Annotated in this window: 11 protein-coding genes; 7 read left to right on the top strand and 4 right to left on the bottom strand. The window is 71.9% G+C overall.

What is annotated here, in order from left to right; all coding sequences use genetic code 11:
• The 4 genes from ACW0Q9_RS23565 to ACW0Q9_RS23550 all read right to left on the bottom strand — a co-directional run.
• A partial coding sequence (locus tag ACW0Q9_RS23565; RefSeq protein ID WP_456184764.1) for an NAD(P)/FAD-dependent oxidoreductase occupies nucleotides 1–1,371 on the bottom strand: 1,371 nt, incomplete at its 3' end.
• Nucleotides 1,371–2,066: a pyridoxamine 5'-phosphate oxidase family protein gene (locus ACW0Q9_RS23560; protein WP_456184762.1), complete on the bottom strand. Its 696-nt coding sequence runs from the start codon at nucleotides 2,064–2,066 to the stop codon at nucleotides 1,371–1,373. The genes ACW0Q9_RS23560 and ACW0Q9_RS23565, both read right to left, overlap by 1 nt.
• Nucleotides 2,051–3,397, bottom strand: coding sequence for an aspartate aminotransferase family protein (locus tag ACW0Q9_RS23555; protein WP_456184760.1), 1,347 nt, complete (start codon nucleotides 3,395–3,397; stop codon nucleotides 2,051–2,053). The genes ACW0Q9_RS23560 and ACW0Q9_RS23555 overlap by 16 nt, the downstream gene beginning before the upstream one ends.
• Before the next feature lie 148 nt (nucleotides 3,398–3,545).
• The gene (locus tag ACW0Q9_RS23550) at nucleotides 3,546–4,058 is read right to left on the bottom strand and encodes an Lrp/AsnC family transcriptional regulator (RefSeq protein ID WP_151464013.1); all 513 of its coding nucleotides are present in this window, start codon (nucleotides 4,056–4,058) and stop codon (nucleotides 3,546–3,548) included.
• Nucleotides 4,059–4,266: 208 nt separating this feature from the next.
• Between ACW0Q9_RS23550 and ACW0Q9_RS23545 the strand changes: the two genes are divergently transcribed.
• Genes ACW0Q9_RS23545 through speB form a run of 7 tightly spaced genes read left to right on the top strand, consistent with a single transcriptional unit; the run spans nucleotide 4,267 to nucleotide 12,015 of the window.
• The gene (locus tag ACW0Q9_RS23545; protein WP_456184758.1) at nucleotides 4,267–5,451 is read left to right on the top strand and encodes an extracellular solute-binding protein; all 1,185 of its coding nucleotides are present in this window, start codon (nucleotides 4,267–4,269) and stop codon (nucleotides 5,449–5,451) included.
• A gap of 5 nt (nucleotides 5,452–5,456) precedes the next feature.
• Complete coding sequence (locus ACW0Q9_RS23540) at nucleotides 5,457–6,611, top strand: ABC transporter ATP-binding protein (protein ID WP_456184756.1); 1,155 nt, start codon at nucleotides 5,457–5,459, stop codon at nucleotides 6,609–6,611.
• Nucleotides 6,608–7,519 (top strand): ABC transporter permease, encoded by a 912-nt coding sequence (locus ACW0Q9_RS23535; RefSeq protein WP_456184754.1) that lies wholly within the window; start codon nucleotides 6,608–6,610, stop codon nucleotides 7,517–7,519. Before ACW0Q9_RS23540 ends, ACW0Q9_RS23535 begins: the two co-directional genes overlap by 4 nt.
• Complete coding sequence (locus ACW0Q9_RS23530; protein WP_456184752.1) at nucleotides 7,519–8,385, top strand: ABC transporter permease; 867 nt, start codon at nucleotides 7,519–7,521, stop codon at nucleotides 8,383–8,385. Before ACW0Q9_RS23535 ends, ACW0Q9_RS23530 begins: the two co-directional genes overlap by 1 nt.
• Nucleotides 8,382–9,803, top strand: a complete 1,422-nt coding sequence (locus ACW0Q9_RS23525) for an NAD(P)/FAD-dependent oxidoreductase (RefSeq protein WP_456184750.1) — start codon at nucleotides 8,382–8,384, stop codon at nucleotides 9,801–9,803. The genes ACW0Q9_RS23530 and ACW0Q9_RS23525 overlap by 4 nt, the downstream gene beginning before the upstream one ends.
• Nucleotides 9,803–11,005: a saccharopine dehydrogenase family protein gene (locus tag ACW0Q9_RS23520; protein ID WP_456184748.1), complete on the top strand. Its 1,203-nt coding sequence runs from the start codon at nucleotides 9,803–9,805 to the stop codon at nucleotides 11,003–11,005. The genes ACW0Q9_RS23525 and ACW0Q9_RS23520 overlap by 1 nt, the downstream gene beginning before the upstream one ends.
• On the top strand, nucleotides 11,002–12,015 hold the full coding sequence (gene speB, locus ACW0Q9_RS23515; RefSeq protein ID WP_456184746.1) for an agmatinase: 1,014 nt from the start codon (nucleotides 11,002–11,004) through the stop codon (nucleotides 12,013–12,015). The genes ACW0Q9_RS23520 and speB overlap by 4 nt, the downstream gene beginning before the upstream one ends.
• Nucleotides 12,016–12,077: the final 62 nt, after the last annotated feature.

The following is a 12,077-nucleotide window of genomic DNA, read 5'->3' as shown; positions in this document are numbered from 1 at the left end:
GCCCAGGAGGTGGTTGAAGGCCTTTGCTCGGCGGGAGGGGCGGTTGGTGCGAAGCTCGGCCTCGTCCGCCGAGAACATGACCTTGAGGCCGGCGTTGACCGCCAGCCAGCGGAGGGGTTCGGGCTCCCAGTTGGGGGAGCGGTGGTTGACCCAGGGGAGGGTGGTCAGGTCGGTCTGCTCGCCGCGGATGAGGTCGGCCAGGGTGCGGCCGGCCAGGTTGCTGGTGCCGACGCCGTCGCCGACGTAGCCGCCGGCCCAGGCGAGACCGGTCGACCGGTCCAGGCCCACCGAGGCGGCCCAGTCCCGGGCCACGCCGAGCGGCCCGCCCCAGGTGTGCGTCACCGGCACCTCCGGTCCGAGCACCGGGAAGAGTTCGCCGAGCACCCGGCGCAGCGCCGCGAAGACCCGGGGTTCCCGGTCGAAGTCGGGGCGGACCCGGGAACCGTAGTGGTAGGGAGCGCCCCGGCCACCGAAGGCGAGCCGGCCGTCGGCGGTGCGCTGGCCGTAGATGATGACGTGCCGGTAGTCGGAGAAGGTCTCCCGCTCGGCCAGGCCGATCTCCGCCCAGGTCGCCTCGGGCAGCGGCTCGGTGGCCACCATGAGCGAGTAGACCGGTGCCACGGCCCGTCGCTGGCCGGGCAGCGCGGGGGTGAAGCCCTCGGTCGCCCGGACCACCACCGGGGCGCGGACCACCCCGGCCGGGGTCACCGCCGCCCCGGGCCGCAGCGCGGTCACCGGGGTCCGCTCGAAGACGCGTACGCCCCGGCGCTCCACCGCCGCGGCCAGGCCGCGGACCAGCTTCGCCGGGTGCAGCGCGGCGCAGTGCGGGGTGTACGTGCCGCCGCGTACCCCCTCGGCGTGACAGCGGGCGGCGGCCTCGGCGGCGTCGAGCAGCACCAGGTCGGCGTCGGCGAGCCCGTGCTCGCGGGCCTCGGCGACGGCGGCCCGGGCCCGGCCGAGCTGGACCTCGGTGCGGGCCAGCACCACCGTGCCGCCGGCACGCCAGTCGCAGTCGATGCCCTCGGCGGCGACCACCCGGCCGACCTCGCGGACGGTCTCCTGCATGGCCCGCTGCATGGCGAGCGCCCGGTCCCGTCCGTGCCGGCGGGCCAGCGCCGGCAGCGAGGTGGGGAAGAGCGCCGAGCACCAGCCGCCGTTGCGGCCCGAGGCACCGTAGCCGGCGATCTCCTTCTCCAGCACGACGATCCGCAGCGTCGGGTCGGCCGCGGCGAGGTAGTAGGCGGTCCACAGCCCGGTGTAGCCGGCGCCCACGATCACCACGTCGGCGTCGGTGTCGCCGGGCAGGCCGGGGCGCGGGGTCAGCGGCTCGCCCAGAGTGGACAGCCAGTAGGACAGGTCCTGGTAGCGCATCACCACTCCGGTGGGGGCAGGTCGTGGCGCAGCCGCGGGTCGGGCTGCGGGATCCCGTACGTCTCGACGACCGGCACCACCCCGGCCCAGACCGGCCGGTCGAGGTCGTCCTGGGGATCGTCGGGCGGTCCGGCGCTGATCTTCACCGAGCATTCGTCCAGCGGCAGGGCGAGCACCAGCGTGGCGGCCAGTTCCTTGGCCGAGGGCGGCCGGATCTGCGCCCAGCGGCCGGGCAGCAGGTGCTCGGAGAGCCGTTCCAGGGCGGCCAGCCTGTCGTCGCCGGCCAGCGCGGTGAGCCGGCCGAGCACCATGGCGCAGCGGTAGTTCATCGAGGACTCGAAGGCGCTGCGGGCCAGCACGAGGCCGTCGAGCAGGGTGACGGTCAGGCAGGCCGGCGCGCCGGCGGCGAGGTGCCGGAACAGCCGGCTGCCGGTGGAGCCGTGCACCAGCACCCGCTCACCGTCCCGGGCGTACGCCACCGGCAGCGCGTACGGCTGGCCGGCGTCGGCGACGGCCAGGTGGGCGACCCGGCCGGCGTCGAGCACGGCGTGCAGCGTCGCCCGGTCGCGGACGGCCAGGTCGGGCAGCCGGCGTACCCGGGTCCGGTCGGTGCCCCCGACGGCGCGGGGCCGGGAGCCGCCCTCGCGGTCCCCGGCCCCGGCCGACGCTGGACCGCCGGTCAGAGGCGCGACCATGCCTCGGTCAGCACGGCGCGCAGGATCTGCTCGATCTCGTCGAACTGCTGCTGCTGGGCGATCAGCGGCGGGGCGAGCTGGATGACGGGGTCGCCCCGGTCGTCGGCGCGGCAGTAGAGCCCGGCCTGGAAGAGCGCGGTGGAGAGGAAGCCGCGCAGCAGCCGCTCGGACTCGGCCTCGTCGAAGGTCTCCCGGGTGGTCTTGTCCTTGACGAGTTCGATGCCGTAGAAGTAGCCGTCGCCCCGGACCTCGCCGACGATCGGCAGGTCGTTGAGCTTCTCCAGGGTGGAGCGGAAGGCGCCCTCGTTGGCGCGGACGTGCCCGATGAGGTCCTCGCGGGCGAAGACCTCCAGGTTGGCCAGGGCGACCGCGCAGGAGACCGGGTGGCCGCCGAAGGTCACCCCGTGGGCGAACATGCCGGTCTCGGTGAGGAACGGCTCCATCAGCCGCTCGCTGGCGATCATCGCGCCGAGCGGGGCGTAGCCGGAGGTGATCCCCTTGGCCGTGGTGATGATGTCCGGCTGGTAGCCGTACCGGACGGCGCCGAAGTACTCGCCGAGCCGGCCCCAGGAGCAGATCACCTCGTCGCTGACCAGCAGCACGTCGTACGCGTCGCAGATCTCCCGGACCCGCTCGAAGTAGCCGGGCGGCGGCGGGAAGCAGCCGCCGGAGTTCTGCACCGGCTCGAGGAAGACCGCGGCGACGGTGTCCGGCCCCTCCCGCTCGATGGCCCGGCCGATCTCCTCGGCGGCCCAGCGGCCGAACGCCTCGGGGTCGTCGCCGTGCTCCGGGGCCCGGTAGAAGTTGGTGTTCGGCACCTTGATGCCGCCGGGCACCAGCGGCTCGAAGTCGCTCTTGATGCCGGGCAGGCCGGTGATCGACAGCGCGCCCATCGAGGTGCCGTGGTAGGCGATGTAGCGGCTGACCACCTTGTACTTGTTGGGCTGGCCGGTGCGCTTGAAGTAGGCCCGGGCCAGCTTCCACGCCGCCTCGACGGCCTCGGAGCCGCCGGTGGTGAAGAAGACCCGGTTCAGGTCGCCGGGGGCCAGCGCGGCGACCTTCTCGGCCAGCTCGACGGCCTTCGGGTGGGCGTACGACCACAGTGGGAAGTAGGCCAGCTCGCCGGCCTGCTTGGCGGCCGCCTCGGCGAGTTCGGTCCGGCCGTGGCCGGCGTTGACGACGAAGAGCCCGGCGAGCCCGTCCAGGTAGCGGCGGCCCTGCGAGTCCCAGACGTACGCGCCCTCGCCGCGCACGATGGTCGGTACCTCGCCGGCCGAGTAGCTGGCCATCCGGGTGAAGTGCATCCAGAGGTGGTCGGTGGCGTTGGCCATGTCAGCCCCATCGGGTCTCGGGCCGGTCAGGGGTGACACCGGCCGCTCTGCCCACGGTTATCGCACAGGCGATGCTGATAACGCAAGTGGGTGGGGCGAATGACGACGGATTCAGCGAGCTGCGTTTGCCGACGCAACGGAATCCGTATCAGGCGGTGCCCCAGCTGTAGGTCTGCTTACGGAGCTTGAGGTAGACGAACGCCTCGGTGGAGACCACGCCCGGCACCCCGCGCAGCTTCTGCAGGATCTCCAGCAGGTGCTCGTCGTTGCGGCAGACCACCTCGGCCAGCAGGTCGAACGACCCGGCGGTGATCACCACGTAGTCGATCTCCTCGAACTCGGCGAGCCGGTCGGCCACGCTCTCCAGGTCGCCGTCGGTGCGCAGGCCGATCATGGCCTGGCGGGGGAAGCCGAGCTGGAGCGGGTCGGTCACCGCGACGATCTGCATGACGCCGGCGTCGAGCAGGCGCTGCACCCGCTGGCGCACGGCCGCCTCGGAGAGGCCGACCGCCTTGCCGATGGTCGCGTACGGGCGCCGCCCGTCCTCCTGGAGCTGCTCGATGATCTGCTTGGCCACGTCGTCGAGCAGAGCGTGACTGGCACCCTCGCGCACGGTCACGCGACGGCTGCCGTTGCCGTTCTCCAGTTGCCGGTTGGCCATCGTCCGCTCCCCATGTCCGAATCCTCGTGCTGAGCGTAGTGCCCCGGCGCAGTCTGGCGTATTTCGTGGTCCATGGCTATTCCCGCAACGGAATCCCTTGTAAGGGAGGTCACCTCATGTCAGGATCAGTCGTCCATCGCCATTGACCCTCCCGCCGGCGCGTCACCCCCGTCCCGCCGCCGACGATGACCCCCCTAGGAGTCGTCACATGCGTAGTCCCCTCCGGAGCCTCACCCGGCGCGGTCTGCTCACCGGGACCCTCGGCTCGGCCGCCCTGCTCGCCACGGCGGGCACTCTGGCCGGCTGCGGCACCAAGGGCGCACAGCAGACCGAGGCCGGTTGCAAGAGCGACGACCTCTCCGCCACGGAGAAGAAACTGGCCTTCTCGAACTGGCCGCAGTACATGGACGTGGACGAGAAGGACGAGTCCAAGCGCCCCACCCTGGACGCGTTCGTCAAGAAGTCCGGGATCCAGGTCACGTACACCGAGGACGTCAACGACAACAACGAGTTCTTCGGCAAGGTGCAGAACCAGCTTGCCGGCTGTCAGACCACCGGGCGCGACATCATGGTCCTCACCGACTGGATGGCGGCCCGGATGATCCGGCTCGGCTGGATCCAGAAGCTGGACAAGGCGAAGCTGCCCAACGTCGAGGCGAACCTGCTGCCCTCGCTGCGCAACCGCTCCTTCGACGCCGACAACCAGCTCGCCATCCCGTGGCAGTCCGGCCTGGCCGGGCTCGCCTACAACGCCAAGGTGACCAAGGAGATCCGCACCGTCGACGAGCTGCTCACCCGTCCCGACCTCAAGGGCAAGGTGACCGCGCTGTCGGAGATGCGGGACACCATGGGCCTGCTGCTCCAGTCCAACGGGCACGACCCGGCGAACTTCACCACGGCGCAGTTCGACGACGCGCTGAACAAGCTGAAGAAGGCCGTGGACTCCAAGCAGATCCGCAAGTTCACCGGCAACGACTACGCCCCCGACCTGGCCAAGGGCGACATCGCCGCCTGCATCGGCTGGTCCGGCGACGTGATCCAGCTCGGCTTCGAGGACGAGAAGATCAAGTTCGTGGTGCCCGACTCGGGCGTGATGCTCTGGTCGGACAACATGCTCGTGCCGAACAAGGCGACCCACAAGGCCAACGCCGAAGAGCTGATCAACTACTACTACGACCCGGCGGTCGCCGCGCAGCTCGCGGCGTACGTCAACTACATCTGCCCGGTCAAGGGCGCGCAGGCCGAGATGGAGAAGATCGACCCGGAGCTGGCCCAGAACACGCTCATCTTCCCGGACGACGCGATGCTGTCGAAGTCCAAGGTCTTCATGGCCCTGGACGAGAAGCGGGAGAAGGAGTACGAGACCAAGTTCCAGCAGGTCATCGGGGCGTGAGGACAATGGGACACGAGACACCGGCCGGCGATCTGCGGCTGGCCAACCTGACCAAGCGGTTCGGCGTCTTCACCGCGGTGGACGACCTCAGCCTCACCATCCCGCAGGGCTCGTTCTTCGCCCTGCTCGGGGCGTCCGGCTGCGGCAAGACCACCACCCTGCGGATGATCGCCGGGTTGGAGGAACCGACCAGCGGGCAGGTGCTGCTCGGCGACCGGGACATCGCCGGGCTGCGGCCGTACAAACGGCCGGTGAACACCGTGTTCCAGAGTTACGCGCTCTTCCCGCACCTCGACATCCACGAGAACGTGGCCTTCGGGCTGCGCCGGCGCGGCATCCGCAAGGTGACCGACCAGGTCGAGCGGATGCTGGCGCTGGTGCAGCTCGAAGGGTACGGCCGGCGCAGGCCGGCCCAGCTCTCCGGCGGCCAGCAGCAGCGCGTGGCACTTGCCCGGGCGCTCATCAACCACCCGCAGGTGCTGCTGCTGGACGAGCCCCTCGGCGCGCTCGACCTCAAGCTGCGCCGGCAGATGCAGATCGAGCTGAAGCGGATCCAGACCGAGGTCGGCATCACCTTCGTGCACGTCACCCACGACCAGGAGGAGGCCATGACCATGGCCGACACGGTCGCGGTGATGAACGCCGGCCGGATCGAGCAGCTCGGCGCCCCCGCCGACATCTACGAGTACCCGGCCACCGCGTTCGTGGCGAACTTCCTCGGCCAGTCCAACCTGCTGGCCGGCGAGGCCGCCGGCCGCAGCGGCGACGACGTGCTGGTCACCGCGCACGGCGCGCGCTTCGCGGTGCCCGCCGGCCGGGCCCGGGCCGACGACGGGTCGGTCTTCCTCGGGGTACGCCCCGAGAAACTGCACCTGGTCAGCGGCCCCGCCGAGGTGCCCGCCGGCCACCAGCACCTCGGCGGGGTGGTCACCGACGCCTCGTACGTCGGGGTGAGCACCCAGTATCTGGTGCGCACGGCGTGGGGCAGCGAGCTGTCCGCCTTCGCCGCGAACAGCGGGGTCGGCGGGCGGCTGCCCGTCGGCGCCCCGGTGACCGCGCACTGGGACCCGCGGCACGCCTTCCTGCTGCCCCGGGCCGCCGGCGAGGACGACCAGACCAGCCCGCTGCTCGACGAGCCGCCGGTGGGTGCGCTGTCATGAGCGCCCTGGCCCACGTACCGACCTCGGCGGGGCAGCCGGCCGCGCCGCCGGGGCCCCGGCGGGGGCGGAGCAGGCTGCTGCCGTACCTGCTGCTGCTGCCCGGCGCCGTCTGGCTGCTGGTCTTCTTCGTCCTGCCGCTGATCCAGCTCGCCATGGCCAGCCTCTACGACCCGAGCGGATCCCTCGCCACCGGCTACGTGCTGACCTGGGAGATCGGCAACTACTGGGACGCGCTGCAGGTCTACTGGCCGCAGTTCGCCCGGTCCTTCCTCTACTCGGCGATCGCGCTGGTGCTGGCCCTGCTGCTGGGCTACCCGCTGGCGTACGCGATCGCGCAGAAGGCCGGCCGGTGGAAGAACCTGCTGCTGGTCGCCGTGGTGGCGCCGATGTTCACCAGCTTCCTGGTCCGCACCCTGGCCTGGAAGACCATCCTGTCCGACAACGGCGCTCTGGTCGGCCTGCTGCGCGACGTGCACCTGCTCGGGGCGGACGGCCGGTTGCTGGCCACCCCGTTCGCGGTGGTGCTCGGCCTGACGTACAACTTCCTGCCCTTCCTGGTGCTGCCGCTGTACGCGAGCCTGGAGCGGCTCGACCCGCGGCTGCTGGAGGCGGCGAGCGACCTGTACGCGAGCCCGCTGCGCGCCTTCCGCAAGGTCACCCTGCCGCTGTCCATGCCCGGGCTGATCGCCGGCACGCTGCTGTTCTTCATCCCGGCCACCGGCGACTACATCAACGCCGAGCTGCTCGGCACCCCGAACGAATACATGATCGGCAACGTCATCGACTCGGCGTTCCTGGTCCGGCTGGACTACCCGCAGGGCGCGGCCCTGTCGTTCCTGCTGATGGCGGCGATCCTCGCGATCGTCTTCGTCTACCTGCGCAAGGCCGGCACGGAGGAGGTGCTCTGATGCGTCGTTGGCTCGCCGACCGGTGGGTGATGGGGGTAGCCCTGCTCGTCCTCGCCTACCTCTCGCTGCCGATCATCGTGGTGGCCGGCCTCTCCTTCAACCGGCCGTCCAGCCGGCTGTCCTACGACTTCAACGAGTTCACCCTGGACAACTGGACCCACCCCTGCGCCACCTCCGACATGTGCGACGCGGTGGTCCGCAGCATGGAGATCGGCCTGATCGCCACGCTGGTCTCCACGGTGCTCGGCACGCTGATGGCGTTCGCCCTGGTCCGGCACAGCTTTCGGGGGCGCTCCGGGATCAACGGGCTGATCTTCCTGCCGATGGCCACGCCGGAGCTGGTGATGGGCACCTCGCTGCTCGCCCTCTTCGTCTGGTCGGACGGCCAGCTCCGGGCCTACTTCGGCTTCGGCATCCCGCAGGGCTTCTGGACCATCGTCATCGCGCACGTGATGTTCTGCGTGTCGTTCGTGGTGGTCACCGTGAAGGCCCGGCTCGCCGGCATGGACCGGCGGCTGGAGGAGGCCGCCATGGACCTGTACGCCACCGAGTGGCAGACCTTCCGGCGGATCACCCTGCCCCTGGTGCTGCCCGGCATCGTGGCCGCCGCGCTGCTCGCCTTCTCGCTCAGCTTCGACGACTTCATCATCACGAACTTCAACGCCGGCACCACGGTCACCTTCCCGATGTACGTCTGGGGCGCCGCCCAGCGGGGCATCCCGCCGCAGGTCAACGTCATCGGCACGGCGATGTTCGCGATCGCGCTGCTGCTCGTCGGGGCCACTTCGCTGCGCGGCCGCCGGGCCCGCCGCGCCGCTCTCGCGGCTCCCGTCGCCGCCGTCGGGGCCCCGAAGAGCGCGTCATGAAACTCCCGCATACCGGCCGGGCGCTGGCCGACGCCGCGCCCGTCCCGTACTGGCTCGACCGCCCGGACCGCCCGGACCCGCTGCCGCCGCTGACCGGCGCCCACGACGCCGACCTGCTGGTGGTCGGCGGCGGGTACTCCGGCCTCTGGACCGCGTTGCTCGCCAAGGAGGCCGACCCGGACCGGGACGTGCTCCTCGTCGAGGCGGGCACCTGCGGCTGGGCGGCGTCCGGGCGCAACGGTGGCTTCTGCGCCGCCTCGCTCACCCACGGCCTCGCCAACGGGGCCGAGCGGTGGCCCGACGAGATCGACGAGCTGGAACGGCTCGGCCGGGAGAACCTGGACGCCATCGCCGCCACCGTGGCGAAGCACGGCATCGACTGCCACTTCGAGCGCACCGGGGAGCTGGCGGTGGCCGTCGAGCCGTACCAGCTCGCCGGGCTCGCCGAGGACGCCGAGCTGGCCCGCCGGTACGGCCACGACGTGCGGCTGCTGGACCGGGACGAGGTGCGTGCCGAGGTGGCCTCGCCCACGTACCTGGGCGGGATGTGGGACCGGGACCGGGTGGCCCTGCTCGACCCGGCGCGGTTGGCCTGGGGGCTGCGCCGGGCGGCGCTCGACCTGGGCGTCCGGATCCACGAGCACACCCGGGTCACCGGGCTGGCCCGCGACGGGGTCGCGCTGCGCGCGGCCACGGCCGGCGGCCCGGACGCCGCGCCCGGTGCCGTCCGGGCCCGGCAGGTGGTGCTCGCCACCAACGCGTTCCCGCCGCTGCTGCGCCGGCTGCGCGCCTGGCTGGTGCCGGTCTACGACTACGCGTTGATGACCGAGCCGCTGACGCCCGCCCAACGGGACGCCATCGGCTGGCGCAACCGGCAGGGGCTGGCCGACACTGGCAACCAGTTCCACTACTACCGGATCACCGCCGACGGCCGGATCCTGTTCGGCGGCTACGACGCGATCTACCACTACGGCAACCGGATGGCCCCGGAGCTGGAGCAGCGCGAGGCCACCTTCACCGCGCTGGCGTCGCACTTCTTCACGACCTTCCCCCAGCTGGACGGGCTGCGGTTCAGCCACCGCTGGGGCGGGGTCATCGACACCTGCACCCGGTTCTGCGCGTTCTTCGGCACCGCCTACGAGGGGCGGCTGGCGTACGCGGCCGGGTTCACCGGGCTCGGCGTCGGGGCGACCCGGTTCGGCGCCCGGGTGATGCTCGACCTGCTCGGCGGGGAGGAGACCCCGCTGACGCGCCTCGACCTGGTCCGCCGCAAGCCGCTGCCGTTCCCGCCGGAGCCGATCCGGGCCACCGGCATCAACCTCACCCGCTGGTCGCTCGCCCGCGCCGACGCGCGGGAGGGGCGGCGCAACCTCTGGCTCCGTACTCTCGATCGTCTTGGACTGGGGTTCGACTCCTGATGCGTATCCTCCTCGTCGGCGCCGGTGGCGTCGGCTCCGCCGCCGTATCCATCGCCGCCCGTCGTTCCTTCTTCGAGACCATGGTGGTCGCCGACCACGACCCCGCCCGCGCCGCGCGGGCGGTGGCCGGCCACGGCGACCGGTTCGTCGCCGCGACCGTCGACGCCTCCTCCGCCGAGGCGGTCGCCGCGCTCTGCCGGGAACACCGGATCACCCACGTGCTGAACGCGGTCGACCCGCGCTTCGTCATGCCGATCTTCGACGGCGCGTTCGCCGCCGGGGCCGACTACCTGGACATGGCGATGTCGCTGTCCCGGCCGCACCCGGACGCGCCGCACGCCGAGACCGGGGTGAAGCTCGGCGACGAGCAGTTCGCCGCCGCCTCCGCCTGGGCGGAGGCCGGCCGCCTCGCGCTCTGCGGCATCGGCGTCGAACCGGGCCTCTCCGACGTCTTCGCCCGCTACGCCGCCGACGAGCTGTTCACCGAGATCGACGAGATCGGGGTACGCGACGGCGCGAACCTCACCGTCGACGGCTACGACTTCGCCCCGTCGTTCTCCATCTGGACCACCATCGAGGAGTGCCTGAACCCGCCGGTGGTCTGGGAGGCCGAACGGGGCTGGTACACCACCCCGCCGTTCTCCGAGCCCGAGGTGTTCGAGTTCCCCGAAGGGATCGGCCCGGTCGAGTGCGTCAACGTGGAGCACGAGGAGGTGCTGCTCATCCCGCGCTGGGTCAAGGCGAAGCGGGTCACCTTCAAGTACGGCCTCGGCGACGAGTTCATCGAGGTGCTGAAGACGCTGCACAAGCTCGGCCTGGACGCTGTTTCCCCGGTGCGCGTCCGCGGTGTCGACGTGTCGCCGCGCGACGTGGTGGCGGCCTGCCTGCCCGACCCGGCCACGCTCGGCGACCGGATGCGCGGCAAGACCTGCGCCGGCACGTACGTGACCGGCACCGGGGTGGACGGCCGGCCGCGCAAGGTCTACCTCTACCACGTGGTCGACAACGAGTGGTCGATGGCCGAGTACGGTCACCAGGCGGTGGTCTGGCAGACCGCGGTCAACCCGGTCGTGGCCCTGGAGTTGCTGGCCGGCGGCGCCTGGTCCGGCACCGGCGTCCTCGGTCCCGAGGCGCTGCCCCCGGTGCCCTTCCTCGACCTGCTCACCGGCTACGGCTCGCCGTGGGGAATGGAGGAGCGGTGACCCGCTACGGCCCGATGTTCGGCCCCGACGTGACGTTCCTCGGCGTACCGCCGTGCACGGTCGAGGAGCCGGTGACGTACGCGGACGCCGACGTGGTGATCATCGGCGCGCCCTTCGACGGCGGCACCTCGCACCGGCCGGGCACCCGGTTCGGCCCGTCCGCCATCCGCCAGGCCTGCTACCTGCCGCACGACGGGTCCCGCCCGTCCCTGGCCCTGCGCGTGGACGCGCTGCAGGACCTCTGCGTCTACGACGCGGGCGACGTCGAGATGTTCTCCGGCGACATCGAGCGCTCGCTGGGCGCCCTGGAGACCGCGGTGCACGCGGTCGCCGCGACCGGTGCCATCCCGATCGTGCTCGGCGGCGACCACTCGATCGCCCTGCCGGACGCCACCGGGGTGGCCCGGCACCACGGGCTCGGCCGGGTGTCGCTGGTGCACTTCGACGCGCACGCCGACACCGGGGACATCGAGTTCGGCTCGCTGCACGGGCACGGCCAGCCGATGCGCCGGCTCATCGAGTCCGGCGCGGTACGCGGCGACCGCTTCCTCCAGATCGGCCTGCGCGGCTACTGGCCGGGTCCGGAGACCCTGTCCTGGATGGCCGAGCAGCGGATGCGCTCGTACGAGATGACCGAGGTGGTGGCGCGCGGTCTGGACGAGTGCCTCACCGAGGCGTTCGGCATCGCCACCGACGAGTGCGAGGGCGTCTTCCTCTCCGTCGACGTGGACGTGGTCGACCCCGGCATGGCCCCGGGCACCGGCACCCCCGAACCGGGCGGGCTGACCTCCCGGCAGCTCCTCGACGCGGTCCGCCGGGTCTGCTACGAGCTGCCGGTGGTCGGGGTGGACGTGGTCGAGGTCGCACCGCCCTACGACCACGCCGACATCACCGCGTACCTCGGCAACCGGGTGGTGCTGGAGGCGCTGTCGGCGATCGCCCGCCGCCGCCGCGACGCGGCCGGCGGCGACCCCTGGAACCCTCGCCAACCCCTCCTCGACGCCCGCTGAGTCGCTCCGCTCCTGCCGTCGATCATGGAGTTGTGGCGCCCAGTGTGAGCCGTTAGCGGCTT

The organism is Micromonospora sp. I033, assembly GCF_053890995.1.
The sequence above is the reverse complement of the archived record's forward strand: the minus strand, read 5'-3'. Positions and strand labels throughout refer to the sequence as shown.